Origin of the sequence: Micromonospora coxensis, from assembly GCF_900090295.1 — a bacterium.
GTDB classification, from domain to species: Bacteria; Actinomycetota; Actinomycetes; order Mycobacteriales; family Micromonosporaceae; genus Micromonospora; species Micromonospora coxensis.
In genome coordinates, this window is the sequence record NZ_LT607753.1 from 262,294 (window position 1) to 288,052 (window position 25,759).

Genomic DNA, 25,759 nt, shown 5'->3' on the forward strand with positions numbered 1-25,759 from the left:
GGACGGGTACAGCACGGTGATGGGGGACGAACACCGGGTGGCCCGGGTCCTGCTGGACCGGCAGGGACGCACGTACGCCGAGGAGGCCGGGATCCGGCTGACCGACCGGCCGGGGCCGCTCTACCAGTTGCTGGTGCTGGCCACGCTGCTGAGCACCCGGATCCGTGCCCAGGTGGCGGTGGCCGCCGCGCGGGAGCTGTTCGCCGCCGGCTGGCGCACCCCGCAGGCGATGGAGGCGGCGAGCTGGCAGGACCGGGTCGACGCGCTGGGTCGTGGCCACTACCGCCGCTACGACGAGCGGACCGCGACGATGCTCGGCACCGGCGCCCGGCTCTGCCTGGACCGCTGGCACGGTGACCTGCGGCGGCTGCACCGCGAGGCGGACGGCCAGCCGAGCACGCTGCGCCGGCTGCTGACCGAGTTCCCCGGCATCGGCCCGACCGGCGCGGACATCTTCCTGCGCGAGGCGCAGACGGTCTGGCCGGACGTGCGCCCGTACGCCGACCGGCGCGCCCTCGCCGGGGCCCGGCGGCTGGGGCTGCCGGCGAACCCGCGCGGGCTGGCCGGCCTGGTCGGCGAGGCGGACTTCGGCCGGCTCGCCTCGGCGCTGGTGCGCGTCGCCCTCGGCGAGGAGTCCGCCGGGGAGGTCAACCGCACCGCGGCCCGGTGAGCCTCACTTGGCCGGCTGCCCCGGCTTGGTGAGGTGCCACACCAGCAGGGAGGCGAGCAGGGCCAGCAGCAGCACTCCCCCGGAGACCCCGCTCCCCTCCTCGGCGCCGCTGCGTCCGGTCACCCCGAAGTAGATCACCGCGAGCCCGGCGAGCACCGCCAGGAACGTCCGCATGCCTCGGTCCTTCACGCCCGCACCGTACGTCCGCCCGCCGGCCGGGACGACGCGGTTCACGTCCTGTCACCCGTGCGGGTCAACACTGCGTCGCGGAGCCACCCAGCCGGACCCGGCGTACCGCCCGGTCGGCCACCTCGACGGTGAGCCCGGGCAGCCGCACGGTGTCGCCCGGGCCGCTCGGCAGCCGGCCCAACCCGGTCAGCACCAGCCCCGCCACGGTGGTGTGGTCGCGCGACAGCGGGACCGGGCCAGCGGCGCGCCGGCTCGCCCGGTCCGGGCGAGCCGGCGCAGCTGCCCCTCGCGCAGGGTCACCAACGCCATCCCGCTGCCGGAGAGGGCGGCGTTGACCAGCACCAGCACGGCCACCAGCGCGAGCTGACCGCCCACCGCACCCCCGGTCCGCGCTCGTCGACCGGTTCTCCGGCGCCCGTCAGTCGGTCTCCAGGTCGTCGAGGGAGATGGCGTGGGTCATCAACCAGCGGGCCAGCGCCGACATCCCGAACAACCACAGCGGCGCGGACTCGGTCGTGCCGTTGGTGGCGAAGATCGCAAATCGCAGGTCCGGCGCCCGGTACGCCTCGATCCGCCAGCGGTGGTTCTTGTCCCGCCAGACCGCCGAAGGGTCCATGGCGTCACCGTAGGCGACGCCGGGGCACCGGCGGAGCGGCTTGCGCTCACCCGCCCGGTACGACGTTCCCGCCGAGCGCCGCGCGCAGACCGATCGTCACGACCGACAGCACCAGGCCCACCGCGAACCCCCAGGCCAGTCCGAGCAGACCGGAGTGCCGGTCGATCCGCCCGGTGGGGGGACGCCAGCACTCGGCGTACAGCCAGGCCAGCACGCCGAGGCCGAAGGGGGGCAGCAGCCCCAGCCAGAACCAGAACCAGCGGGTGCCGTGCCGCGGCGGCGGCCCGGTGACCAACGCCACCAGCCAGACCAGCCCGACCGCCATCGCGAGCACGGACACCGCCACCGCCAGCACCGGGGCGGGGCCGCCGGGGTCGACGCCCGGAGGACGGACCGCGGTGAGTCGGGTGGTGTAGCCGTCCAGTCGGGATCCGGGACCCGTGCCGTCGGCCCCGAGGTCCACGGCACGGGTCTGCCCGCCGGGCGTCGTCCAGACGATGGTGGCGCCGTGCCGGTCCGTCCGGGCCTGCGCGATCCCCCCGAGGAACACCCCGTCGTCGATCCAGCCCTGCGCCCGGTCCCAGCCGCTCACCCGTCCGGCGGCGAGGTCGCGGTCCAGCCACGCGACGTCCACCTGGCGTGGACTGGCCCACCAGGCCGACACCGCCCAGAGCAGCCAGCCGACGAGCAGCACCACGCTGAGCACCGGGCGACGCGCCGGCGGCCCGGGTGACAGGAGAGGCTCGGACACGCCGCCACGGTGTCATCCTCGGGCAACCCCGCCGCGCCGGGCAGGGTCAGGCCGGCGGGGCGACCACCTCGCGGGCGTCGTCGGGCAGCCGACGGGTGGCGCCACGGCGGTCCAGCAGCTCCAGCAGCGGCACCGCCACCCGGCGGGTGGTGTCCAGCGCCTGCCGGGCCGCGCTGAGCGTGAACGGCTGCGGCAGGGCGGCCAGCACCCGCACCGCGTCGTCGGCCGCGCCGGGCAGCAGCACCACGGTGTCGGCGAGACGCAGCAACGCGCCGGCGCGGACCGCCGCACCGATCTCCCGGGGACCCAGGCCGAGGGCGGCGAGCCGGTCGGCCTCCGGGGCGCGGAACGGGTGGTCGGCGTACTCGGCGCGCACCCGCCGTACGGCCCGGGCCACCGGTTCGGGCAGCGTGTCGGCGGGGGCGCTGGTCACCCGGCCGGCGTGCAGCGTCAGCGGCGGCCGGACCAGGGCCGCCACGAGGGCCCGGTCGGGCAGGTCGAGACGGTGCCGCAGCACCTCGACCGGCGCTCCCGGTTCCAGTGGGTGCTCGCGGGCGTACCGGGTGACCTCCTCGACCAGCCGGATGCCCAGCCGCCGCCAGTGCCCGGGGTCGGCGAGCCAGTCCCCGGCCACCGGTCCGGCGGTGACGCCGACCCCCATCCGGGTCAGCTCGCCGACCCGGGCCAGCGACCGGCGGCGCAGCTCACCGGCGAGGTCGGGCCGTCCGTCGAGGTCGGCGAGGACAGTGGCCCGGGCCGCGGCGGCGCCCCGGCGGGTCAGCGGCGGCGGGTCCACGTCCAGCACCGTCACCCCACCGGCGACGTGGTGGCGGCCGGGGTCGCGCAGCAGCGCCCGGTCGCCGATGAGCAGCGGCAGCGGCCGGGCCAGCCGCAGCCGGACGGTGTCGACGCCGAGCGGTCGGACCCGGGCCGGCACGGCCGCCGCGCCGACGTGCAGGGTGAGCGTGGCCGGCAGGTCGGCCGCCCGGTCGCCGGCCACGCGCACGTCGACCAGGTCGGTGCGGTGGAACCGGCCGGGGGTCAGCAGGGCGTCGCCACGGGCCAGCCGGTCCCTCGGCACGCCGCGCAGGTTCACCGCCACCCGGGCGACCGCCTCCACCTGTTCCCGGGCCGCGCCCAGGCGGTGCAGGCCGCGCACCCGGACCAGCTCACCGGTGTCGGCGAGGGCGAGTTGGTCGCCGACGCGCAGCCGGCCGCCGCCGAGGGTGCCGGTGACCACCGTGCCGCTGCCCCGCACGGTGAACGAGCGGTCCACCCAGAGCCGCACCGGGGCGTCCAGCACCGGGGCGGGCAGCCGGGCGACCAGCCGGTCCAGGGCGGCGCGCAACGCCGGCAGGCCGTCGCCGGTGCGGGCGCTGACCGCGACCGCCTCGACCTCGCCGAGGGAGGTGGCGGCGATCTCCGCCCCGGCCGTCGCGATCGCCGCCGCCGGGTCGGCCAGGTCCGCGCGGGTCACCACGAGCAGCCCGTACGACACCCCGAGCGCGTCCAGCGCGGCCAGGTGCTCGGCGGACTGCGGCATCCAGCCCTCGTCGGCGGCGACCACGACCAGCGCGGCGGGCACCGGGCCGATGCCGGCGAGCATGTTCGGCACGAACCGCTCGTGGCCGGGCACGTCGACGAACGCGACGGTGTCGCCGGAGGGCAGCGTGGTCCAGGCGAAGCCGAGGTCGATGGTCATGCCCCGGCGACGTTCCTCGGCCCACCGGTCCGGTTCCATCCCGGTCAGCGCCCGGACCAGGGTGGACTTGCCGTGGTCGACGTGTCCGGCGGTGGCGACGACGTGCATGTCAGCCGGCCGCCCGCAGCACCGCCGCGCGCAGCGTGTCGTCGGCGGCGGCGGGCACGCAGCGCAGGTCCAGCAGGAGCCGGCCCCGCAGGATCCGGCCGAGCACCGGTGGGCTGCCCAGGCGCAGCGGCCCGGCGTACGACCCGGGCAGGCGCACCGCCCAGGAGTCCAGTTCGACGCCGGGGGCGCCGCCGCCACCGACCACGGCGACACTGGGCACCACCTCGGCCGGGCAGCCGTGCGCGCCGAGGGCGTCGCGCAGCCGTTCGGCGCGTTCCCGCAGCGCCGCCGGGTCGGCGTGCAGGGCGGCCCGGGTGGGCGTGCCGGGGCGGTGCAGGGTCGCCGCCAGCGCCGCCAGGGTCAGCTTGTCCACCCGCAGCGCCCGGGTCAGGGGGTGCCGGCGCAGCCGCTCGACCAGGTCGGCGTCGCCGAGCAGCAGCCCGGCCTGCGGGCCGCCGAGCAGCTTGTCGCCGCTGGCGGTGACCAGGGTGGCCCCGGCGCGCAGGGCGCCGGCGGCGTCCGGCTCGTCGGGCAGCAGCGGGTCCGGCGCGAGCAGGCCGGAGCCGATGTCGACCACCACCGGCACGCCGAGGGTGGCCAGCTCGCGTACCGGCACGGCGGAGGTGAAGCCGGTGACGACGAAGTTCGACGGGTGCACCTTGAGCACGAAGCCGGTGTCCGGGCCGACGGCCCGGGCGTAGTCGGCAAGCGTGGTGCGGTTGGTGGTGCCGACCTCGCGCAGCCGCGCCCCGGTGCTCTCCAGCAGGTCGGGCAGGCGGAAGCCGTCCCCGATCTCGACCAGTTCGCCCCGGCTGACCACGATCTCCCGGCCGGCGGCGAGGGCGGTGGCGGCCAGCACCAGCGCGGCGGCCCCGTTGTTCACCACGTGCACGGCGGCGGCGTCGGGCACGGCGGCGGCGAGCGCGTCGAGGGCGTCCCGGCCGCGCCGGGCCCGCCGGCCGGTGCGCAGGTCCAGTTCCACGTCGGTGTGCCCGGCGGCGGCGACGACCGCCTCGACGGCGGCGTCCGACAGGGCCGCCCGGCCGAGGTTGGTGTGCAGCACGACGCCGGTGGCGTTGAGCACGGCCCGTGGCGTCGGCGCGGGCAGGGCGGCGAGCGCGGTGTCGCGTACCTCGTCGGGGGTGATCTCACCGCGCCGGGCGCGGCCCTGGGCGGCGACGACGGCGGCCTTGACCCGGTCCCGGCCGAGGGTGGCGACGGCCGCGACCAGCCCCGGGTCGGCGAGCAGGGTGTCGGTGCGCGGCACCCGCCGCCGCGGGTCGGCCACCGCCTCGCCCATGCGTCATCTCCCGTGCTGCTTGGCGGAGACGGACGGGAATCGAACCCGCCTGGCCCGGGTACCGGACCACACCGGTTTTGAAGACCGGGAGGGGCACCAGCCGCCTGAACGCCTCCGCCCAGGAGTCAACCACAGCGCCCGCCGGGGCGTGTGGCGAGGCTCAGACCTCGCCGGCCTCCCGGCGGCGGATCCGCTCCCGCTGCGGCAGCACCGTGTACTTCGGATCCCGGGCCGAGGCGACGCCGCCGTGGAAGATGCCGAACCGGGTGGCGACGGAGGCGGCCAGCAGCGCCGCGCCGGAGATCGCGGAGACCGCCCGGCTGCGCCGGCCGACCAGCGCGCCGGCCACCCCGGCGGCCGTCAGCGCCCGCCCGGCGCGCAGCAGCCGCCCGGCGGTGCCGGTCCGGTAGGGCTCGCTGAGCAGCCCGAGGCGGGTCTCCACCGAGTGCGCGCCCCACAGTTCCAGGGCCGCGCCGGCGACCGCGAGGCGTCGCGCCGGGCCGGCCTGCGCGCAGGGCGCGGCGATCAGGCCGACACCGGCGCCGCTGGCCAGGGCGCTGCCCGCGAAGATGGTGGGCAGTTCCGGGTACGCCTCGTGCCAGGACGGCACCGCCGTCCCGGCCAGCAGCACCCCGGTGTACGTGGCCAGGGCGGGCGCGGTGGCGGCGGCGGCCAGCCCGGCGACCTGCCCGGCCGGCGGCAGCAGCCGACGGGCCAACCCGGGCACACCCCGCCTCGGCAGCCGGGACGCCACCTCGGCGATCGCCGCGACCCCGGCGGCGGGGCCGTAGGCGCTGAGGATCCAGGTGCCCACCGACATCGGCGAGGTCGGCTTCGCCACCCGCAGCATGTGGTGGAACCGCGACGGCCGGCCGAGGTCGTTGATGAGGAAGTACGCGCTGGCGGTGACCGCGCCGAGCGCGGTGACCCGGCCGGCGCGGCGCAGCGCCGGCCGTCCGGTGAGCTGCCCACCCGCGGCCAGCAGCGACGACCCGGCGGCGAGGCCGCCGGTGAACAGGTACGCGGCGATGTCCCAGCGCCACACCGGCGGCTTGAGGATCGGCCGGCCGTAGTACGAGGTGAACTCGGCCGCGGGGACGCGCAGCTCCTCACCGCCGCGACGGGTACGCCTGCGCCGGTCGAGCGGCGCGACGTCGCGGGGCGGGCGGGGTTCGGGGCTCGCTCCGGCGGGGCCCGCGCCGACCTTGCCGCCGTGGCCCAACTGGACCGACGGGCGTCCCGGGTGGACCGGGCCGCCGTGCGTCAGGCGCTGCCGGAACCGGCGGAACAGCTCGCCCACCTCGGGCCGTTGCGGACTCACGACCGACCTCCGACGAACGCGGCGACGGTCGCCGCCGCCATGGCCAGCGCCGCCAGGCCGGCGCGCTTCCACATCCTCGGCAGGTCACGGGTGGTCACCACCGGGTCCGGTGGCAGGCCGTAGACCTCCGGCTCGTCCAGCAGCAGGAAGAACGCGCCGTCGCCGCCCACCCCGTCGGTCGGGTCGTGGCCGTAGAGGCGGGCCTCCGGCACGCCCCGCTCGTGCAGCTGCCCGACCCGCCGGGCGGCCCGCTCGCGCAGCTCGTCCAACGGGCCGTACTGGATCGACTCGGTGGGGCAGGCCTGCGCGCAGGCCGGGGTCATGCCCGCGCCCAGCCGGTCGTAGCAGAGCGTGCACTTCCACGCCCGGCCGTCGCCCTTGCGCTGGTCGATGACCCCGTACGGGCAGGCGGAGATGCAGTAGCCGCAGCCGTTGCAGATGTCCTCCTGCACCACCACGGTGCCGAACTCGGTGCGGAACAGCGCGCCCGTGGGGCAGACGTCCAGGCAGGCCGCGTGGGTGCAGTGCTTGCACACGTCCGACATCATCAGCCAGCGGAAGTCGGTGCGCTCCTGCGCGCCGGTGCCCCGGCCCGGTGGCTGGGAGCCGGGCATCCCGAGGAACGCGGTCCCGTTCGACGCCGGCCCGCTCACCCCGGCCTCGGCGGACGCGTCGCCGGTGCGCGCGGTGGCGGCCATCCGGGCGGCGGCGTCGGCCGTGCCCGGCGGCACGCCCGGGTCGGTGCCCGAGCCGCCGGCGCTGCCCGCCGCCACCGCCGCCGACGCCGCGCTCGCCGAGCCGCCCGTCGGGGTGCCGGCGAACGGCGGCGTACGGTGCCCGGCCGGGCGGGGCTGCTCGATGAAGGCCACGTGCCGCCAGGAGTTCGCGGTCAGCGCGCCGGTGTTGTCGTACGACATGCCGAGCAGGTCGAAACCGGAGTCCGGGACGCCGTTCCACTCCTTGCAGGCCACCTCGCACGCCTTGCAGCCGATGCAGACGCTGGTGTCGGTGAAGAAGCCCATCCGGGGGCCCGCGTCGACCCAGCCGGCGTCCGGCGCCGGGTCGAGCGGGCCGTAGAGGCTGTTAGCGTCAGGCATCGGCGTGCTCCCCCGGCCCCTCGTCGGTCGGCGCGGCCGGACGGTCGACGGTCACCATCGGCGGCGTCCGGCCGGGGACCAGGTCGGCCCGCCGCTGGTAGTCGGCGACCAGCTCACGCAGGGCCGGGCCGGTCGGCCGGCGTCCGGGGCGTACGTCACAGGTGCCGATCTTGCTCTCCTGGATCAGGACGTTCGGATCCAGGGTGATGCCGAACAGGTCGTTGGCCGAGTCGCCGGTCACGATGCCCTCGAACCCGAAGTGGTACGGCAACCAGAGCTGGTGGATCACCCGGCCGTCCACCCGCAACGGGGTGAGCCGGTCGGTGACCAGCACCTTCGCCTCGATCACCGCCCGGCCGCTGATCAGGTGCGCCCAGCCCAGGTGGGTCAGCCCCGCCTCGGCGGCCAGCTCCGGCGACACCTCCACGAACATCTCCGGCTGGAGTTCGGCCAGCGGCCGCACCGTCCGGCTCATCGCGCCGGCGGTGTGGTGCTCGGTGAGCCGGCTGACCGTGAACACGTACGGGAAGACCTGGCTGTGCTCCTGCGGCGGGCTCGGGTTCACCGAGTTCACCGGGTGCGCGTACACCTTGCGGGTCGGGTTGGCCTGCTGCCCGTACAGCGGGTTGCGCATCGGCGACTCGGCCGGCTCGAAGTGCGTCGGCAGCGGCCCGTCGAGCACCCCGCTCGGCGCGTACAGCCAGCCCTTGCCGTCGCCCTGCATGACGAACGGGTCGTCACCGGCGATGCCCTCCGGCCCGGCGGCGCCCTTCGGCGGCCGGTACGTCGGCGGCTTGGTCCGCTCGAAGTCCGGCACGTCGTACCCGGTCCACTCGGCCTTCTCCGGGTCCCACCACACGTACCTCTTCCGCTCGCTCCACGGCCGGCCCTGCGGGTCGGCGGAGGCCCGGTTGTACAGGGTGCGCCGGTTCGCCGGCCAGGCCCAGCCCCACTCGGCGGCCACCCAGTCCTGCTCGTGCCGGGACTTGCGCCGGGCGGCCTGGTTGACGCCGTCGGCGTAGATGCCCGAGTAGATCCAGCAGCCGATGGCGGTGGAGCCGTCGTCCCTCGCCTCGGCGAACGACGACAGCGGGCGGCCGGTCGCCAAATCGTACCCGTTGATCTCGCGCAGCACCGCCTCGGCGACCGGCTCGGCGTGCGGACCGTGCGTGGGATAGTCCCAGGCCAGGTCGAGCAGCGCCCGGTCGCGCGGCCGGTCCGAGCCGGCCAGCTTCTCCCGCAGCCGGCGGCCCAGGTGGTAGAAGAACCACAGCTCGGAGCGGGCGTCGCCGGGCGGGTCGACGGCCTTCTCCCGCCACTGCACCAGCCGCTGCGTCTGGGTGAAGGTGCCTTCCTTCTCCACGTGCGAGGCGGCGGGCAGGAAGAACACCTCGGTGCGGCACTGCTCCGGCACGATCTCGCCGGTGGCGACCTCCGGGCCGTTCTTCCAGAACGTGGCGCTCTCGATCATGAACAGGTCGCGGACCACCAGCCAGTCGAGGTTGGCCATGCCGAGGCGCTGGGCACGGCCGTGCGCCGAGCCGACCGCCGGGTTCTGGCCGAGCAGGAAGTACCCCTTGACCTTGCCGTCGATCATGTTGAGCACCTGCTGGTAGGTGCCGTGGTCGCCGGTCATCCGGGGCAGGTAGCCGTAGCAGAAGTCGTTCTCCGGGGTCGCCGCGTCACCCCAGTACGCCTTGAGCAGGCTGGCGCCGAAGGCCCGCGCGTTGCCCCAGAAGCCCTTCCGGCCCGGGTGCCGGATGCTGTCCACCCACTCGTCGAAGCTCGGGTGGTCGGCGTGGTGCGGCATCGGCAGGTAGCCCGGCAGCAGGTTGAACAGGGTGGGGATGTCCGTCGAGCCCTGGATGCTGGCGTGTCCGCGCAGCGCCAGGATCCCGCCGCCCGGGCGGCCCATGTTGCCCAGCAGCAGCTGGATGATCGCGCCGGTGCGGATGTACTGCACCCCGACGCTGTGCTGGGTCCAGCCCACCGAGTAGATCAGGCACCCGGTGCGCTCCCGGCCGGAGTTCTCCGTCCAGGCGCGGGCCAGCTCCAGGAACTTCTCCCGGGGGATCCCGCAGACCCGCTCCACCATCTCCGGGGTGTAGCGGGCGAAGTGCCGCTTCAGGATCTGGTAGACGCAGCGCGGGTGCTGCAACGTCTCGTCGCGCAGGGTCTGCCCGTGCACCTCCGCGCCGTGCGACTCGTGCCGCAGGCCGGCTGCGGTGTCGCGCTCCTTGGCGGTGTGGCCGCTGCCGGAGTCGGACTCGTGCCCCGCGTACTGCCAGCTGTCCTGCACGTAACTGTTGGTCTCCGGGTCGAAGCCGGAGAAGAGGCCGTCGCCGTCCTCGGCGTCGACGAACCGCTCGCTGACGATCGTCGCGGCGTTCGTGTACGCCAGCACGTACTCGCGGAAGTCCAGCTCGTTGGTCAGGATGTGGTTGACGACGCCGCCGAGCAGCGCGATGTCGGTGCCCGCGCGGATCGGCAGGTACGTGTCGGCCACCGCGCTGGTCCGGGTGAACCGGGGATCGACGTGGAAGACCTTCGCGCCCCGGCGCTTGGCCTCCATGACCCACTGGAAGCCCACCGGATGGGCCTCGGCCATGTTCGAGCCCTGGATGACGATGACGTCAGCGTTGGCGACGTCCTGCTGGAAGTCCGTCGCGCCACCGCGACCGAAGCTGGCCCCCAGACCGGGGACGGTGGCGGAGTGTCAAATCCGGGCCTGGTTCTCGATCTGCAGCGCCCCCATCGCGGTGAACAGCTTCTTGATGAGGTAGTTCTCCTCGTTGTCCAGCGTCGCCCCGCCGAGGCTGGAGATGCCCAGCGTCCGGTTCAGCGGCCGGCCCTCGCTGTCGACGTCCTCCCAGGTCTCCTCGCGGGCGGCGAGGATCCGGTTGGCGATCATGTCGAGCGCGACGTCGAGCTCCAGGTCCTCCCACTCGGTGGCGTACGGCCGGCGGTAGCGGACCGTGGTCTGCCGCAGCGGGCTGGTGACCAGGCTCCTGCTGGCCGAGCCCTTCGGGCAGAGCCGGCCCCGGGAGATCGGGCTGTCCGGGTCGCCCTCGATCTGGGTGACCCGGCCGTCGGTGACGAAGACCCGCTGCCCGCAGCCCACCGCGCAGTACGGGCAGACCGAGCGGGCCACCGTGTCGGCGTCCTCGGTGCGGGCCGTCAGCCGCGCCGAGCGGGCGGACTGCGCCGCCGCGCCCCGGCCGAGCGGGTCGGTGCCGGTGAGCTGCCGGTAGACCGGCCAGCCCTCGATGAAGGTACGGATCCCCACCGTGCGCACCTCCTCCCGCGCGAGCCGACGTCCCCTGAACATAGGCCAGCCCCTCGGGGTCCGCGAGCCGAGTGGTCGATCTTTTTCGGCGTACGACACAGCGCCGCCCCCGACCGGGTGGGTCGGGGGCGGCGCTGAAGGGTGCCGGTGTGCAGGTCGCCTCTCGGCGCGTGGCGCGACGCGGCTCCAGCCGAACGGAATTCCGCGACGGCATTTCAGGTGAGGCCCGGGGACACTGGACACACCGACACCCGACTCAACACGCTACCCGCCCTCACCCTTCCCCCACCCCCAGTGACCCCCACCACCGCCCCGCACCGCGATCAGAGGCTCGCCTCCCGACCACCGCACGGCGACCCGGACCGGGACCCGCCCCCTGGGGCAGCCACACCGGCCTGCGCAAGGCGCGGACAGGAGGAGATCTTGGCGAGTTGTCGTTCGCGGTGAACGACAACTCGCCAAGATCTCAGCCCGCCTCGCGGGCACCCCCCGGCCGGACCGACGAACGATGCCTCAACCGCCAGGGGGCTGTGGACGTGTGGACGTGCCGCCGCTACTGACCACGCCACCCGCCCCCATCCCTCCTCGGGGTTGACAGTCGCGGAGATCCACACCGCCACCACCCTCATGATCGATGCGGCGGGCGGCCTGACCGCCGGGCGGCTCGGCTGGATACGCCGCTGGCCGGCACCCCGTGTTCGGGGTGCCGGCCAGCGTTGCGTGGGTGGGTCAGCTGTTCCAGTGTTCGGCGACGAGGTCGGCGGCCTGCTGCTCCCACTGGGCGTAGTGGTCCGGGTAGGCCGAGACCTGCACGGTCTGGGCGGCCTCGGTCAGCGGCATGTCCTGCCAGCCGTCGACCTGCTTCAGACCCTTCAGGAACGCCAGGGTGGAGTACTCGGGGTCGGTGATCTGCTCGACCGTGCCCCAACCCGAGCTCGGGCGCTGCTGGAACAGGCCCTGCGAGTCGTGGTCGTTACGCTCACCCAGGTGGCCGAGGTTCTCCAGCTTCGACTCCTGCAGCGCCGTGGCGATCGACACCACCGCAGCCCGCTCGTCCATGCCCGCCTTCTTGGTGGCGGCGATGATCGCCTTGACGTTGCCGACCTGCTCGTCCGACAGGTCGATACGCGACTGCGCACCCTGCACACCGTGCGGAATCAGCTTGCCCTTGTCCACGGCCGGCTTGTCAGCGGCCATGACAGCGACGGTCTTCACATCGGCAGCCGGGGCGGCGTGCGCCTCGGTCACCGGACCGGCGAACACACCACCGGCGAAAGCCAGACCAGCAATACCCAGAACGCTCTTACGAATGATCATGGTGTTCATAGCAAAGCTCCATCCGGGGGTCGACACACACGCGTCGCCGGGGGACGACACCGCATGCGGGGCACCTCGACAGGCGCTCACACAACAAAGGGGGAAAGTCGATGTCCGGCTCCTCGCGAACCCGAGGGGTTCGCGGTCACGCCAAGCACGGGGGGCTTGCGGCGCCGGGACCATGTGTAACGACCGGCGGGCCACCAACATTCCGGGCCCCACACCCCCGGGCCAGGCCCCGGGATCAGGGCCGTGCAGCCGGGTGTGCTGCTGCGATCGTCCAGAGAGTGTAACGACCCCCAGCCGGCCGCCATTCCGCCACCCGAGTGCCCCCGGTCACAGGACCCCGCACACCAACCAGGCACCAACCGGACCTGCGGGCCACCACAGCAGCCACCCGAACCGGACACCCACCCCAGACTGACCGACCCGCACACCACCTCCGGGTGCAGTCGATGTCGCCAGAGCAGCAACAACCGCACCCGAAACCGGCCAACCAACCCCGTGACCCGAGGCGAACACCCCGGCCCGCGTACCCGAAACGGACACCACGGACCTCGCACGCCCGGACGGCGACCGACCACCGACGCGCGGTGAAGGCCGGCCGCCTGGACCCGGGGCGAGAACCCTCAGGCCCGGACGGCCGCCGCACGCCCGCACGGACGGCGGCCGACCACAACGGTGGGGTGCCCCGACCGTGACCGGCGCAGCGATCAAGCCCACTGCGAGGGCCGGGCACGGTCGGGCCACACCCCGCCCCCACGACGCAGCCGGCACCTACGTGCCGTAGGCCGCGCGGTTCGGAGAGGGCGGAGGACAATCTGGTCGACACCGGGTCGGCCGGATCGGCCCGCAGCGGGGTTACCCTGATGCCATGCAGACCACGGCGACCCCCGCGTGCCTGGCCCGTCCGGGCCGGCCCGCCGTGGTGGCGCGCACCCTGGCCGAGCTGGCCGGCCCCACCCGGGGTGTGGTGGAGCTGCCGGTACGGCTGATGTGGAACGGCGAGCGGACGTTCGACCTGGCCGATCCGGACGACCTGCTGTGGATGTACGAGAACGTGCTGCGGGAGAGCACCCGGGCCGACGACCTGCGGCAGCTGATCGACGGCCGCACGCTGCGCCGGGTGTGGCGTCGACTGAACCTGCCCCGGGGTGTGCGGCAGGCGTGGGAGAGCCGGCACCGGGGTCTGCGTACCGCGTGACGCACCTGCACGACTTCTACCGGGAGGTCGCCCGGGTGGCCCTGACGGCGGCCGGGCCGCACCGGTTCGTGCTCGGCGGCGGGGTGGCCTGGGCCGCGCACGGCCTGGTCACCCGCCCGACGGAGGACGTCGACCTGTTCGCCGACGTGGAGGGCGCGGCCGCGGCGGCGGCGACGGAGGTGCGCGCGGCCCTGGAGCGCGCCGGGTACACGGTCGTCGACGCGGACCCGGACAGCGATCTGGCGGGGCTCTTCGACGGCTTCGACCGGGACATGAAGGACTTCGTCGTGACCCGTGGGGCGCGGCAGATCCGGCTGAGCCTGGCCCGGCTCGACCGGTACCGCTCGCCGGTGGTGATGGACTTCGGCCCGGTGATGGACGTGCGCGACCTGGTGGCGAACAAGGTCGCCGCGCTGGTGAACCGCCGCGAGGTGCGCGACTACATCGACGTGGCGGCGGCGCTGGAGCACTACCCGGTGGCCGAGCTGCTGGAGTTGGCCCGGCAGGTCGACCCGGCGCTCGACGACTCCGACGTGCGGGAGGCCGGCCGGTACCTGGACCGGGTCGCGGACCGCCGGTTCACCCGCTACGGACTGGACGCCACGCAGGTGGCGCGGCTGCGGCGGCGGCTGGCCGACTGGCCACGCTGACCGTCGAGGACGCGCACGCCCGGGTGGCGGGGCCGCCACCCGGGCGGGACGGGGCTCACTTGGTCGGACGCCCGCCGGTCACGCCGAGGATCTCCCCGGTGACGTAGCTGGACTCCTGGGAGGCGAAGAAGACGTACGCCGGGGCGAGCTCGGCGGGCTGGCCGGGACGACCCATCGGGGTGTCGGTGCCGAACTGCTTCACCTTCTCCTCCGGCATGGTCGCCGGGATCAGCGGGGTCCAGACCGGGCCGGGGGCGACCGCGTTGACCCGGATGCCCTGTTCGGCGAGCTGGGCGGCGAGCGCCTTGGTGAAGTTGGCGATGCCGGCCTTGGTGGTGGCGTAGTCGAGCAGCTGCGGCGACGGGTCGAAGGCCTGGATCGACGTGGTGTTGATGATCGTGGCGCCTTCCTTCAGGTGCGGGATCGCCTCCTGGCAGAGCCAGAACATGGCGTACAGGTTGGTCTTCATGACCCGGTCGAACTGGGCGGTGCTGATGCCGGCGATCCCGTCGTCCTGCGACATCTGGTAGGCGGCGTTGTTCACCAGGATGTCGAGGCCGCCGAGGTCGGACAGGGCACGCGCGACGAGTTCCCGGCAGTGCCCCTCGTCGGTGAGGTCGGTGCGTACCGCGACACCCTTGCGGCCGGCCTGCTCGACGAGCCGGACCGTCTCCCGGGCATCGGCGTCCTCCTCCTCGCCGAGGTAGGAGATGAGCACGTCGGCGCCCTCGCGGGCGAAGGCGATCGCGACGGCCCGGCCGATGCCCGAGTCACCGCCGGTGATCAGGGCACGCTTGCCCTCCAGCCGGCCGCTGCCCCGGTACGACTCCTCACCGTGGTCGGGCTTCGGTCCCATCTCACGGGTCGAGCCGGGCGCCGACTGCTGCTGCGGCGGCTGCCCCTCCTGCTGGCCGTACTGCTCGGTGGGGTCCTGCGGGGTGAACTGGTCGTTGCTCACGGGTGTCTCCTTCGTCCGTCCCGGTCCCTGTGTGCCCTACCCCTCGGCGGGGTGCGGAAACGGGCGCGGCAGCGCGGCGGACCGCCCCGGTGTTACGCGGAGACGGTCCGTGGCGCTGGTGGGGTGAAACACCTCGGGCCCCTGTGGCGGGAGTGACAGCGGCTCGTTATGGTGCGCATCGGTGCCCACGAGGCGCCTCACCCCCATCGGAAAGGCACCGCATTGACCTCCTCCTCCGGCGCCTCGCGCCGTCAGGTGCTGGCCGTGGCCGCCGCCGCGGCGACCGCTCCCCTGCTCGCCGGCGCCCCCGTCCGGGCCGCCGAGGCGAAGGGCCCGAAGACCTGGGACCTGACCGTCCTGGGCACCTCGGACACCCACGGCAACGTCTACAACTGGGACTACTACAAGGACGCCGAGTACGACGACAGCCGGCACAACGACGTCGGCGTGGCGAAGCTGGCCACCCTGGTCAACCAGATCCGCGCGGAGCGGGCGGGCAGGGCCACCCTCGTGCTCGACGCCGGCGACACCATCCAGGGCACCCCGCTGGCCACCTACTACGCCAAGCAGGAGCCGATCACCGTCACCGGTGAGACGCACCCGATGGCCAACGCCATGAACGTGCTCCGGTACGACGCGGTGACGCTGGGCAACCACGAGTTCAACTACGGCCTGCCGCTGCTGGCGAAGTGGATCGAGCAGCTCGGCTTCCCGGCGCTGGCCGCGAACGCGCTCAACGAGAAGACCGGCAAGCCGGCCTACCTGCCGTACGTGATCAAGAAGGTGCGCCTCGGCGGGGTGGACTCCCCCACCATCAACGTCGGCATCCTCGGCCTGACCAACCCGGGTTCGGCGATCTGGGACAAGGCCAACGTCGAGGGCCGGCTGATCTTCGCCGACATGATCGCCACGGCCGCGAAGTGGGTGCCGATCATGCGGGAGCGCGGCGCCGACCTGGTGATCATCTCGGCGCACGGCGGCGACAGCGGCACCTCAAGCTACGGCCCGGAGCTGCCGATCGAGAACCCGGTGGCGCTGATCGCCGAGCAGGTGCCGGGCATCGACGCGATTCTCTTCGGCCACGCCCACGCCGAGGTGGTGGAGAAGTTCGTCACCAACGCCGTCACCGGCGAGCAGGTGCTCACCGCCGAGCCGTCCAAGTGGGGCCAGCGGCTGACCCGGATGGACTTCACCGTCCAGAAGGTGCGCGGCCGGTGGAAGGTCCTCGCCAAGGGCGCGACCATGCTCAACACCAACACGGTGGTCGAGGACCCGGCCGTGCTCGCCGCCGTGCGCGGCCAGCACACCAAGACGGTGAACTACGTCAACACCGTGGTCGCCCAGTCCTCGCAGGAGCTGTCGGCCGCCGAGTCCCGGTACAGGGACACCCCGATCCTGGACTTCATCAACCACGTCCAGACCGAGGTCGTCGCCACCGCGCTCGCGGGCACGGCGTACGCGGCCCTGCCGGTGCTGTCCATCGCGGCGCCGTTCAGCCGTACCGCGATCTTCTCGCAGGGTGACGTGCGCATCCGTGACGTCGCGGGCCTGTACGTCTTCGACAACACCCTCGAGGCCGTGGTGCTCACCGGTGCGGAGGTGCGGGCCTACCTGGAGTACTCGGCGAAGTACTTCCGGACGCTGGCCGTGGGCGCCGCCGTCGACCCGGCCACCATCAGCGACCCGGCCGTCCCGGACTACAACTACGACGTGATCTCCGGGCTCGACTACGACATCGACATCTCCAAGCCGGTCGGGCAGCGGATCACCCGCCTCGTCCTGCCCGGCACCGAGACCCCGATCGCCGACGACGCCCAGTTCGTCGTCGCGGTGAACAACTACCGGCGCAGCGGCGGCGGCAACTTCCCCGGCATCGTGAAGACCCAGGTCTACAACCAGCAGCAGGAGATCCGCCAGCTGCTGATCGACTGGGCGCAGGCCAAGGGCGTCATCGACCCGGCCGACTTCTTCGTGCCGAACTGGAAGCTGGTGCGCGAGGGCGTGCCGGTCTTCTGACCCGTGTCACCGTCGACGGGCCGTGGGTGTCCCTGCACCCGCGGCCCGTCCGCGTACCCGGTCAGCCCACCCCCGGCAGCAGGCCGAGCGCCCGCTGGTCGGGGTCGTCCACCGGTTCGGGATAGTCCCGCCGGGCGTCGGTCTCCCGCAGCTCGACCCGCTCGTCCGGACGCACCGGCGCGGGCAGCTCGCCGAAACGGACGTGCCGCAGGAAGGCGTACTCCTCGTCGGTGAACGACGCGGGAACCGGCTCACTCATACCGACAGTCTCCTCCTGCCGCGCGCCGGCATCAACGACGCCGCCGGGGGTAACCGGACCCCGACCGGTCGGCGACGAGGTGGAGGACGAGCATGCGCGCGGTACGGATGACCAGTCCCGGGGTGCTCGAGCAGGTCGAGGTCCCGACCCCGACGCCCGCGGCGGGTGAGGTGCTGCTCGCCGTCGGCGCGGTCGGCGCCTGCCACTCCGACCTGCACATCCTGGACGCCCCGCCGGGGCTCTTCCCCACCCCGATCACGCTGGGCCACGAGACCGCCGGCACGGTCGAGGCGGTCGGCGCCGGGGTCACCGGGTGGACGCCCGGCGACCGGGCGGCGGTCTACGGAATCGTCGGCTGCGGCACCTGCCGGGGCTGCCTGCGGGGCGCCGAGAACCAGTGCCGCCGGATGCCGCCGGGCGGCATCGGGCTCAGCCGCGACGGGGGCCTCGCCGACTACGTCGCCGTGCCCGCCCGCAACCTGCTGCACGTCGGGGACCTGGACCTCACCCAGGCCGCGCCGCTGACCGACGCGGGGCTGACTCCGTACCACGCGGTGGAGCTGGCCCGGCCGGCGTTGCGTCCGGGCACGTTCTGCGTGGTGATCGGGATCGGCGGGCTCGGCCACATGGCGGTGCAGATCCTGACCGCCACCACCGCGGTGCGGATCATCGCGGTCGACACCAGCGTCGCCGCCCTGGACCTGGCCACTCGGATGGGCGCGCACCACGTGGTGCAGGCCGGCCCGGAGGCGGTCGAGCGGATCCGGGAGATCGTCGGACCGGCCCCCGACGGCGCCGACGTGGTGATCGACTGTGTGGGCGTGGACGCCACGCTGACCACCGCCCGCACCGTGGTGGCCACCGGCGGCAAGCTGCTCCTGGTCGGGCTGGGCGGTGGCACGCTGCCGGTCCACCCGGTCGCCGACGCGCCGCCCACCCTGCCGCTGGAGACCAGCGTCGAGATCCCGTTCTGGGGCACCCGCGCCGAACTGCAGGAGGTGATCGCGCTGGGCCGCGCCGGTCTGATCAGTGCCGACGTGCAGACCTTCCCGCTGGAGCGGGCTCCCGAGGCGTACGACCTGCTGCGCCGGGGAGACATCCACGGCCGGGCGGTCGTGACGCCCTGAGTGGCCCGCCCGGTCAGTGCGGCTGGGCGACCATCGGAGGCCGGACCGGCGGGAGGCGGTCCAGCAGCGCCAGCCCGGCCCGTACCGGCGCGTGGGCCAGCGTCCGGTCGAAACTCGCCCGGCCCTGGCAGAACCGCACGAACATCGACCAGCCCGCCGGCGTGGCCAGCAGGGCGTGGAAGACGTCCGGCCGGCGTTCGAAGACCTCCAGCAGGCGGTGCCCGGCCCGCATCGACGGCACCAGCCGCTCGCGGACGTCCCGCTCGTAGCGGTCGAGGTCACCGGCGGCGACCGCCTCACCGGCGAGGGCGCCGGAGCGCAGCGCGTAGCTGATCCCCTCCCGGCTCCACGGTTCCAGCAGGCCCGCCGCGTCCCCGGCGACCAGCACCCGGCCCCGGCGCAGCGGGGAGTCGTCGGCCCGGCAGCGGGTCAGGTGCCCCGAGTCGTGCTCCGGTTCCACCTCGGACAGGCCCAGCCGGTCGACGAACCGGCGCAGGTACGCGCGGGTGCCGTCGCCCTCGCCCCGGCCGGCGATCACGCCGACCGTCAACGACGCCCCCTTCGGGAACACCCAGGCGTACGAGCCGGGGATGGCGCCCCAGTCGAGCAGCAGCCGGCCCTGCCAGCGCCGCTGCACGTCCGCCGGGACCGGCAGCTCCCGCTCCAGCCCCAGGTCCACCTGTCGGAACCGGACACCCACGTGCCGGGAGGTCACCCCGGACGAGCCGTCCGCCCCGATCACCGTCCGCGCCCGCACGGTGTCGCCGTCGGCCAGGCGTACGCGTACCCCGTCGGGATCCTGGTCGACGCCCCGCACGGCGACGCCCTCGCGCAGCTCGGCCCCGGCGGTGACGGCGGCCGCGCGCAGCCGGTCGTCGAACTCGTCGCGGCGCACCATCGCCACCAGCGGGGTGCGGTGCCGGCGGGTGAAGGCGCGTCGCCCGTCCCGGGTGAACGTCACCCGGTCCACCCGGTCGTGCGCGGGCACCTCGATCCGGCCGGCCACCGCCGACAGCGAGGTGCCGATCAGGCCGCCGCCGCAGGTCTTGTACCGGGGATGGGTGGCCCGGTCCAGCACCAGCGTGCGGACGCCCGCCGCGGCGGCGACCCGCGCGGCGCAGAGCCCGGCGGGGCCGGCGCCGACGACGACGAGATCCCAGATGATCACGGCGTCCACCCTAGGGCACACCCGCCCGGTCGGCCGCGCGCGACCGACCGAACGGATGGGCATTGTCGGTCACCCACGGGGTAAGCCGCGGTACCCAGACCGCCCGGCGGACGGGCGGGTCACGGCAAGGAGGTCACCATGCAGCAGGTACGTCTGTCGGAGGCCGAGGAACGGGTGTACGACGCCGTCGCGGCGCTGGAGTCGCGCGGGCAGGTGCCGTACCCGGACCTGATCGCCCAGGAGGCGGGCATGGCGGTGGAGGACGTGCACCAGCCGCTGCACCTGCTCACCGAGAAGGACCTGCTGCACCGGGAGGACTCGCCGATGGCCGGGCTGGACTTCGGCCCCCGGTGGTGCGCCCGCCAGATGGCGTGACCCGTCCGGGCCCCGGCGGCACGCGACCGTGCGTGCCCGGCCGGTGAGTGCCACCGGCGACGACCGGCGCCGGTGGCACGCTCTCGGGGTCGGTCTCGTCGCGGCGTTCATGACCCTGCTGGACGTCAGCATCGTCAACGTCGCCGTGCCGTCGATGCAGCGGTCCCTGGGGGCCGGCCCCAGCGACGTGCAGTGGGTGCTCTCCGGGTACGCGCTGACGTTCGGGCTGGTCCTGGTGCCCGCCGGCCGGTTCGGCGACGCCCACGGGCGACGCGCCGCCTTCGTGGTGGGCGTCGCCCTGTTCACCCTGACCAGCGCCGCCGCCGGCCTGGCCACCTCCCCCGGCTGGCTGGTCGCCGCGAGGCTGCTGCAGGGCGCCGCCGCCGGGGTGGTCAACCCGCAGGTGACCGGCCTGATCCAGCAGCTGTTCCAGGGCTCCGAGCGGGGCCGCGCGTTCGGTCTGCTCGGTGCGACCATCGGCGTCTCCACCGCGATCGGCCCGCTCCTCGGCGGCCTGCTCATCCAGCTCGGCGGCGCCGACCACGGCTGGCGCTGGGTGTTCTTCGTCAACGTGCCGGTGGGTGTCGTCGCGGTGCTGCTCGGCTGGCGGCTGCTGCCGGCCCGGCCGACGGGGCAGCCCGACCGGCACCGACTGGATCCGCTCGGTGTGCTGCTGCTCGGCGTCGGGGTGCTGCTCCTGCTCCTGCCGCTGGTGCAACGCGAGCAGTGGCAGAGCCCGTGGAAGTGGGCGCTGATCCCGGTCGGCGTCGCGGTGCTGCTCGGCTTCGCCCTGTGGGAGCGCCGGTACGCCCGCCACGCCACGCCCCTGTTCGACCTGCGGCTGTTCGGGCTGCGCTCGTACAGCCTGGGCACCCTGATCGCGCTGGTCTACTTCGGCGGCTTCACCGCGATCTTCTTCATCTTCACCCTCTACCTGCAGAGCGGCCTCGGCTACAGCGCGCTGGTGGCCGGTCTGGCGATCACGCCGTTCGCCCTCGGCTCCGCGCTGGCGTCCGCCCTCGGCGGCCGGATCGTCGACCGGCTCGGCCGGCCACTGGTCGGCATCGGACTCGTCGTCGTGGTGGCCGGGCTCGGCGCGGTGGTGGTCGTCCTGCGCGGCGCCCCGACCGTCCCGGTCCCGCTGCTCACCGCCGTACCGTTGCTGCTCGCCGGGCTGGGCAGCGGCCTGGTCATCACGCCCAACCAGACGCTCACCCTGTCGCAGGTGCCGGTGCCGCAGGCCGGCAGCGCCGCCGGGATGCTGCAGACCGGCCAGCGGATCGGCTCCGCCGCCGGCATCGCAGCGGTCGGGGCACTGTTCTTCTCGTCGCTGGCGAACAGTCGCGGGGACTGGTCGACGGCGTTCCGGCACTCGCTGCTGCTGGCGGCGGGGATCATCGCGCTGGCGCTGGTCGCCGCACTCGTCGACGTCACCCTGAACCGCCGCCGCACCAACCGCACGGGCCGGGCCGACCGTACGGGGCGGGCCGACCGTACGGGCCGGGCCGACCGTACGGGGCGGGTCGGCCGCTCCTGAACGCGCCGGCAGTGCTCTCGCCCTTCCACTCTCCCGTCACCGCAGGATCGGGGTGGTGGTGACGTTGGCGGAGTGGCGGAGAGGCGCACCGCCGCCAGGCTCATGATCAACCCTCGGGAAGATCGGCCTGGGCGGCGGGTGCGCAGACGCCGCTGGCCGGCACCCCGTGTTCGGGGTGCCGGCCAGCGTTGCGTGGGTGGGTCAGCTGTTCCAGTGCTCGGCGACGAGGTCGGCGGCCTGCTGCTCCCACTGGGCGTAGTGGTCGGGGTAGGCCGAGACCTGCACGGTCTGGGCGGCCTTGGTCAGCGGCATGTCCTGCCAGCCGTCGACCTGCTTCAGACCCTTCAGGAAGGCGAGGGTGGAGTACTCGGGGTCGGTGATCTGCTCGACCGTGCCCCAACCGCTGGAGGGGCGCTGCTGGAACAGGCCCTGCGAGTCGTGGTCGTTACGCTCACCCAGGTGGCCGAGGTTCTCCAGCTTCGACTCCTGCAGCGCCGTGGCGATCGACACCACCGCAGCCCGCTCGTCCATACCGGCCTTCTTGGTGGCGGCGATGATCGCCTTGACGTTGCCGACCTGCTCGTCCGACAGGTCGATACGCGACTGCTCACCCTGCACACCGTGCGGAATCAGCTTGCCCTTGTCCACGGCCGGCTTGTCAGCGGCCATGACAGCGACGGTCTTCACATCGGCAGCCGGGGCGGCGTGCGCCTCGGTCACCGGACCGGCGAACACACCACCGGCGAAAGCCAGACCAGCAATACCCAGAACGCTCTTACGCAGCATCGTGGTGTTCATAGCAAAGCTCCATTCGGGGGTCGACACACACGCTCGATGAGGGGTCGAGCACATGCGGGCACCTCGACAGGCGCTCACACAACAGGGGGAAAGTCGATGTCCGGCTCCTCGCGAACCTGAGGGGTTCGCGGTCACGCCAAGCCCGGGGGCTTGCGGCGCCGGGACCATGTGTAACGACCGGCGGGCCACCAACATTCCGGGCCCCACACTCCCGGGTCAGGCCCGAATACCAGGGCCGGTGCAGCCGGGTGTGCTGCTGCGATCGTCCAGAGAATGTAACGACCCCGCCCCCGCCACCATTCCGCCACCCGAGTGCCCCCGACCACAGGACCCCGCACACCAACCAGACACCAACCAGACACGCGGGCCACCACAACAGCCACCCGAACCGGACACCCACCCCAGACTGACCGACCCGCACACCACCCTCAGGTGCAGTCGATGGCGCCAGGACAGCAACAACCACACCCGAAACCGGCCAACCAACCCCGTGACCCGAAGCGAACAGCCCGGCCCGCGTACCCGAAACGGACACCACGGACCTCGCACGCACGGACGGCGACCGACCACCGACGCGCGGCAGAGGGCCGGCCGCCTGGAGACGGGGCGAGAACCCCCAGGCCCGGACGGCCGCCGCACGCCTGCACGGCGGCCGACCACGACGGCGGGGTGGCCCGACCGCGACCGGCGCAGCGATCAAGCCCCAACGCTAGGAGCCGGGCACGGTCGGGCCACCCCGCCCCCACGACGCAGCCGGCACAAGGACACGGCCCAGACGGAACCACAGTAGAAGGACAGGCGAACACTCGCCGCACGGGGCAGCGCGCACACCCCTCGCCCCGGTAGACACATAGACCATGACGAACACCCTCGACCGTCGTACCCTCCTGCGCCTGGCCGGCGCATCCGCCGGCACCGCGGTGCTCGCCGGCGCCACCCTCGCCGGCACCGCTCCCGCCCACGCCGACAGCGCGGCCTTCCTGCACGGTGTCGCCTCGGGCGATCCGCTGCCGGACGGGGTGCTGCTGTGGACCCGGCTCACCCCCACCCCCGACGCGACACCCGGCTCCGGCGTCGGGCCGGACGTCCAGGTGAGCTGGCAGGTCGCCACCGACCCGGACTTCGCCACGGTCGTCGCGCAGGGCAGCGTGCCGACCGGCGCGGCGCGCGACCACACGGTGAAGGTCGCGGTGAGCGGGCTGGCGCCGGCGACCACGTACTGGTACCGGTTCGGCCACGGCGACGGCTGGTCACCGACCGGTCGGACGATGACCGCCCCGCCGGTCGACGCGCCGGTCGACCGGCTGCGGATGGGGGTGGTGTCCTGCGCCAACTGGGAGGCCGGCTACTTCTCGGCGTACCGGCGGCTGGCCGACCGGGGGGACCTGAACCTGGTCGTGCACCTCGGCGACTACCTGTACGAGTACGGCACCGGCGAGTTCGACGCGGGCGGTACGGTGGTACGCCCGGTGCAGCCGGCCCACGAGACGCTCACCCTGGCCGACTACCGGGTGCGGCACGGGCTCTACAAGTCCGACCCGGACCTGCGGGCGCTGCACGCGGCGCTGCCCTGGGTGATCACCTGGGACGACCACGAGACCGCCAACGACGCCTGGTCCGGTGGCGCGGAGAACCACACTCCGGCCACGGAGGGCGCCTGGGCCGACCGGGTGGCCGCGGCGCGGCAGGCGTACCAGGAGTGGATGCCGGTGCGCGTCGGCGAGGACGGCGCGATCTACCGGCGGTTCCGGTTCGGGCAGCTCGCCGAGCTGTCCATGCTGGACCTGCGGTCGTACCGGTCGCAGCAGGCGTCGGGGACGGCGGTGGACGACCCGCGGCGCACCATCACCGGCGACGCGCAGATGGCCTGGCTCAAGCAGGGGCTGGCGTCGTCGACGGCGCGCTGGAAGCTGGTGGGCAACCCGGTGATGATGGCCCGGGTGGACGTCGGGGCGCTGCCGGCGTGGCTGCTCGGCCCGCTGGGCACGCTGCTGGGGGTGCCGCAGAACGGCGCGGTGCTCAACGCCGACCAGTGGGACGGCTACAACGCCGACCGCAACGAGCTGGTCGACCACCTGCGGGCCACCGGCACCCGCGACGTCGTCTTCCTCACCGGTGACATCCACACCTCCTGGGCCAACGAGGTGACGACGAAGTCGACCGGTCTGTTCGCCCCGGCGGCGGCGGAGTTCGTGGTGCCGTCGGTGACCAGCGACAACGTCAACGACTTCCTGAAGCTGCCGGCCGGCAACGGGCTCAGCGTGCTGGGCGCCTCGCTGATCCGGTCGACCAACCCGCACGTGAAGTGGACGGAGCTGGACGGGCACGGGTACGGGGTACTGGAGGTGACCCCGCAGCGCTGCCGGATGGACTGGTACCACCTCGCCGACCGGACCCGCCGTGACAGCGCCAGCCGCTGGGTGTCGGGCTTCTCGGTGGGCGCGGGCTCGGCGAAACTGCGGCGGGAGAGCGCGCCGTCGGTGTGAGGGGCCGCCGGGCGGGCGCGACCTGCCCCGCCCGGCGGTGAGACGCCAACCGGCCGGCCCCCGTGGTGCGGGGACCGGCCGGTGGTGGGTCACCAGTGCTGCTGGACGATGTCCGCGGCCTGCTCCTCCCACTGCGCGTACGCGAAGGGGAAGGCCGAGACCTGGACGGTCTGGGCGGCCGTGGTCAGCGGCAGCTCCTGCCAGCCGTGCACGTTCTTCAACGCCTCGAAGAACGCCCGGGAGGCGTACTCGGGGTCGGTGATCTGGTCGGGGGTGCCCCAGCCCGACGACGGGCGCTGCTGGAACAGGCCCTGCGAGTCGTGGTCGTTGTACGCGCCCAGGTGGCCCAGGTTGTACAGCTTGGACTCCTGCAGCGAGGTGGCGATGCCGATCACCGCGCCACGCTCCCCCACACCGGTCTCCTTGGCCTCGGCGATGATGGCCTTGGCGTTGGCGAGCTGGGCGTCGTCCAGCGGGATGCGGGACTGCGCGCCCTCGACGCCGTGCGGGATGAGCTCGTCCCGGGTCGGCTTGCCGGCCGGCACCTCGGTGGTCCGGCTGCCGGTGGTCAGTGCCGACTCGACGGTGGCGCCCTGGCGGCTCTTGCCGGTGGCCAGGTCGATGGCGGCGACGGCGCCCGCGTGCGGGGCGCTGGTGACGGGGGCGGCCACGGCGGCGGGGCCGAGCGCCAGTCCGCCCAGGGCGGCGACGCCCGCGATGCTCAGTACGGTCCGGCGGTTCTTCGCGATGGCCGGGAGCCATCGAGTGAAGTCCTGCTTCACGATGGTTGCCCTTTCGATCGTGTCGACGCGCTCCGGGGTGAG

23 protein-coding genes, 1 tRNA gene and 1 pseudogene are annotated in these 25,759 nt (G+C 74.0%); 8 read left to right on the top strand and 17 right to left on the bottom strand.

The features are described 5' to 3' along the window. The first annotated feature begins 19 nt into the window (after nt 1-19). Nucleotides 20-670: a hypothetical protein gene (locus GA0070614_RS01240; protein ID WP_088974251.1), complete on the top strand. Its 651-nt coding sequence runs from the start codon at nt 20-22 to the stop codon at nt 668-670. Nucleotides 671-673: 3 nt separating this feature from the next. Here GA0070614_RS01240 and GA0070614_RS01245 read toward each other — a convergent pair whose 3' ends face one another. The 12 genes from GA0070614_RS01245 to GA0070614_RS01305 all read right to left on the bottom strand — a co-directional run bounded on the left by GA0070614_RS01245 (nt 674) and on the right by GA0070614_RS01305 (nt 12,366). Beyond that, nucleotides 674-844 (bottom strand): hypothetical protein, encoded by a 171-nt coding sequence (locus GA0070614_RS01245; protein ID WP_172892344.1) that lies wholly within the window; start codon nt 842-844, stop codon nt 674-676. 79 nt (nt 845-923) lie between these two features. Then, the gene (locus GA0070614_RS01250) at nt 924-1,064 is read right to left on the bottom strand and encodes a hypothetical protein (protein WP_231933466.1); all 141 of its coding nucleotides are present in this window, start codon (nt 1,062-1,064) and stop codon (nt 924-926) included. Beyond that, nucleotides 1,046-1,234, bottom strand: coding sequence for a hypothetical protein (locus GA0070614_RS01255; RefSeq protein ID WP_088974252.1), 189 nt, complete (start codon nt 1,232-1,234; stop codon nt 1,046-1,048). The genes GA0070614_RS01250 and GA0070614_RS01255 overlap by 19 nt, the downstream gene beginning before the upstream one ends. 43 nt (nt 1,235-1,277) lie before the next feature. Further along, nucleotides 1,278-1,475 carry a hypothetical protein gene (locus GA0070614_RS01260; protein WP_088974253.1) on the bottom strand — a complete coding sequence of 66 codons (198 nt, stop codon included), beginning with the start codon at nt 1,473-1,475 and terminating at the stop codon, nt 1,278-1,280. Between the two features lie 46 nt (nt 1,476-1,521). After that, entirely contained in the window at nt 1,522-2,226 is a 705-nt protein-coding gene (locus tag GA0070614_RS01265) for a hypothetical protein (RefSeq protein WP_157744851.1), read from the bottom strand. Between the two features lie 46 nt (nt 2,227-2,272). Beyond that, on the bottom strand, nt 2,273-4,036 hold the full coding sequence (selB, locus tag GA0070614_RS01270) for a selenocysteine-specific translation elongation factor (protein WP_088974255.1): 1,764 nt from the start codon (nt 4,034-4,036) through the stop codon (nt 2,273-2,275). Between the two features lies 1 nt (nt 4,037). Beyond that, nucleotides 4,038-5,336 carry an L-seryl-tRNA(Sec) selenium transferase gene (gene selA, locus GA0070614_RS01275; RefSeq protein WP_088974256.1) on the bottom strand — a complete coding sequence of 433 codons (1,299 nt, stop codon included), beginning with the start codon at nt 5,334-5,336 and terminating at the stop codon, nt 4,038-4,040. Between the two features lie 20 nt (nt 5,337-5,356). Then, nucleotides 5,357-5,452, bottom strand: a tRNA-Sec gene (locus tag GA0070614_RS01280). A gap of 44 nt (nt 5,453-5,496) precedes the next feature. Next, nucleotides 5,497-6,657: an NrfD/PsrC family molybdoenzyme membrane anchor subunit gene (gene nrfD, locus GA0070614_RS01285; protein WP_231933467.1), complete on the bottom strand. Its 1,161-nt coding sequence runs from the start codon at nt 6,655-6,657 to the stop codon at nt 5,497-5,499. Then, nucleotides 6,654-7,754: a 4Fe-4S dicluster domain-containing protein gene (locus tag GA0070614_RS01290; protein WP_088974257.1), complete on the bottom strand. Its 1,101-nt coding sequence runs from the start codon at nt 7,752-7,754 to the stop codon at nt 6,654-6,656. The genes nrfD and GA0070614_RS01290 overlap by 4 nt, the downstream gene beginning before the upstream one ends. Next, entirely contained in the window at nt 7,747-11,040 is a 3,294-nt protein-coding gene (gene fdh, locus GA0070614_RS01295) for a formate dehydrogenase (protein ID WP_172892345.1), read from the bottom strand. Before fdh ends, GA0070614_RS01290 begins: the two co-directional genes overlap by 8 nt. A 729-nt stretch (nt 11,041-11,769) precedes the next feature. After that, a complete protein-coding gene (locus GA0070614_RS01305) occupies nt 11,770-12,366 on the bottom strand; it encodes a hypothetical protein (RefSeq protein ID WP_088974259.1) in 597 nt (198 codons plus the stop codon). 865 nt (nt 12,367-13,231) lie between these two features. On the opposite strand from GA0070614_RS01305, the gene GA0070614_RS01310 reads away from it, so the two are divergent. Beyond that, entirely contained in the window at nt 13,232-13,561 is a 330-nt protein-coding gene (locus GA0070614_RS01310; RefSeq protein WP_088974260.1) for a hypothetical protein, read from the top strand. Further along, nucleotides 13,558-14,211, top strand: coding sequence for a nucleotidyl transferase AbiEii/AbiGii toxin family protein (locus tag GA0070614_RS01315; protein WP_088974261.1), 654 nt, complete (start codon nt 13,558-13,560; stop codon nt 14,209-14,211). The genes GA0070614_RS01310 and GA0070614_RS01315 overlap by 4 nt, the downstream gene beginning before the upstream one ends. A 55-nt stretch (nt 14,212-14,266) precedes the next feature. Here GA0070614_RS01315 and GA0070614_RS01320 read toward each other — a convergent pair whose 3' ends face one another. Then, the gene (locus GA0070614_RS01320) at nt 14,267-15,169 is read right to left on the bottom strand and encodes an SDR family oxidoreductase (RefSeq protein ID WP_088974262.1); all 903 of its coding nucleotides are present in this window, start codon (nt 15,167-15,169) and stop codon (nt 14,267-14,269) included. A 222-nt stretch (nt 15,170-15,391) separates the two neighbouring features. Here GA0070614_RS01320 and GA0070614_RS01325 point away from each other — a divergent pair, with 222 nt between their 5' ends. Next, nucleotides 15,392-17,185: a bifunctional metallophosphatase/5'-nucleotidase gene (locus GA0070614_RS01325; RefSeq protein ID WP_088974263.1), complete on the top strand. Its 1,794-nt coding sequence runs from the start codon at nt 15,392-15,394 to the stop codon at nt 17,183-17,185. Between the two features lie 61 nt (nt 17,186-17,246). On the opposite strand, the gene GA0070614_RS01330 is transcribed toward GA0070614_RS01325, so the two are convergent. Then, nucleotides 17,247-17,444, bottom strand: a complete 198-nt coding sequence (locus GA0070614_RS01330) for a hypothetical protein (RefSeq protein ID WP_088974264.1) — start codon at nt 17,442-17,444, stop codon at nt 17,247-17,249. Between the two features lie 92 nt (nt 17,445-17,536). On the opposite strand from GA0070614_RS01330, the gene GA0070614_RS01335 reads away from it, so the two are divergent. Further along, the gene (locus GA0070614_RS01335; RefSeq protein WP_088974265.1) at nt 17,537-18,571 is read left to right on the top strand and encodes an NAD(P)-dependent alcohol dehydrogenase; all 1,035 of its coding nucleotides are present in this window, start codon (nt 17,537-17,539) and stop codon (nt 18,569-18,571) included. A 13-nt stretch (nt 18,572-18,584) separates the two neighbouring features. Here GA0070614_RS01335 and GA0070614_RS01340 read toward each other — a convergent pair whose 3' ends face one another. Beyond that, nucleotides 18,585-19,739, bottom strand: a complete 1,155-nt coding sequence (locus GA0070614_RS01340) for a geranylgeranyl reductase family protein (RefSeq protein WP_088979130.1) — start codon at nt 19,737-19,739, stop codon at nt 18,585-18,587. Between the two features lie 138 nt (nt 19,740-19,877). Here GA0070614_RS01340 and GA0070614_RS01345 point away from each other — a divergent pair, with 138 nt between their 5' ends. Together GA0070614_RS01345 and GA0070614_RS01350 are read left to right on the top strand one after the other, a co-directional pair. Continuing rightward, nucleotides 19,878-20,114 carry a hypothetical protein gene (locus tag GA0070614_RS01345; RefSeq protein WP_088974266.1) on the top strand — a complete coding sequence of 79 codons (237 nt, stop codon included), beginning with the start codon at nt 19,878-19,880 and terminating at the stop codon, nt 20,112-20,114. Between the two features lie 109 nt (nt 20,115-20,223). Further along, nucleotides 20,224-21,561, top strand: a pseudogene (locus tag GA0070614_RS01350) (MFS transporter); the annotation flags it as partial. A gap of 291 nt (nt 21,562-21,852) precedes the next feature. Here the strand turns inward: GA0070614_RS01350 and GA0070614_RS01355 are convergent. Continuing rightward, nucleotides 21,853-22,449, bottom strand: coding sequence for a hypothetical protein (locus GA0070614_RS01355; protein ID WP_088974267.1), 597 nt, complete (start codon nt 22,447-22,449; stop codon nt 21,853-21,855). Between the two features lie 857 nt (nt 22,450-23,306). On the opposite strand from GA0070614_RS01355, the gene GA0070614_RS01360 reads away from it, so the two are divergent. Next, nucleotides 23,307-24,935 (top strand): alkaline phosphatase D family protein, encoded by a 1,629-nt coding sequence (locus tag GA0070614_RS01360; protein ID WP_088974268.1) that lies wholly within the window; start codon nt 23,307-23,309, stop codon nt 24,933-24,935. Between the two features lie 89 nt (nt 24,936-25,024). On the opposite strand, the gene GA0070614_RS01365 is transcribed toward GA0070614_RS01360, so the two are convergent. Next, on the bottom strand, nt 25,025-25,717 hold the full coding sequence (locus GA0070614_RS01365; RefSeq protein ID WP_088974269.1) for a hypothetical protein: 693 nt from the start codon (nt 25,715-25,717) through the stop codon (nt 25,025-25,027). Nucleotides 25,718-25,759: the final 42 nt, after the last annotated feature.

Bases quoted from the DNA above. Each gene is read 5' to 3' on its own strand.
- GA0070614_RS01240 (WP_088974251.1), top strand. From the start codon at position 20: ATGGGGGACGAACACCGGGTGGCCCGGGTCCTGCTGGACCGGCAGGGA.
- GA0070614_RS01245 (WP_172892344.1), bottom strand. From the start codon at position 844: ATGCGGACGTTCCTGGCGGTGCTCGCCGGGCTCGCGGTGATCTACTTC.
- GA0070614_RS01260 (WP_088974253.1), bottom strand. From the start codon at position 1,475: ATGGACCCTTCGGCGGTCTGGCGGGACAAGAACCACCGCTGGCGGATC.
- selB (WP_088974255.1), bottom strand. From the start codon at position 4,036: ATGCACGTCGTCGCCACCGCCGGACACGTCGACCACGGCAAGTCCACC.
- selA (WP_088974256.1), bottom strand. From the start codon at position 5,336: ATGGGCGAGGCGGTGGCCGACCCGCGGCGGCGGGTGCCGCGCACCGAC.
- GA0070614_RS01290 (WP_088974257.1), bottom strand. From the start codon at position 7,754: ATGCCTGACGCTAACAGCCTCTACGGCCCGCTCGACCCGGCGCCGGAC.
- GA0070614_RS01305 (WP_088974259.1), bottom strand. From the start codon at position 12,366: ATGAACACCATGATCATTCGTAAGAGCGTTCTGGGTATTGCTGGTCTG.
- GA0070614_RS01310 (WP_088974260.1), top strand. From the start codon at position 13,232: ATGCAGACCACGGCGACCCCCGCGTGCCTGGCCCGTCCGGGCCGGCCC.
- GA0070614_RS01330 (WP_088974264.1), bottom strand. From the start codon at position 17,444: ATGAGTGAGCCGGTTCCCGCGTCGTTCACCGACGAGGAGTACGCCTTC.
- GA0070614_RS01335 (WP_088974265.1), top strand. From the start codon at position 17,537: ATGCGCGCGGTACGGATGACCAGTCCCGGGGTGCTCGAGCAGGTCGAG.
- GA0070614_RS01345 (WP_088974266.1), top strand. From the start codon at position 19,878: ATGCAGCAGGTACGTCTGTCGGAGGCCGAGGAACGGGTGTACGACGCC.
- GA0070614_RS01355 (WP_088974267.1), bottom strand. From the start codon at position 22,449: ATGAACACCACGATGCTGCGTAAGAGCGTTCTGGGTATTGCTGGTCTG.
- GA0070614_RS01360 (WP_088974268.1), top strand. From the start codon at position 23,307: ATGACGAACACCCTCGACCGTCGTACCCTCCTGCGCCTGGCCGGCGCA.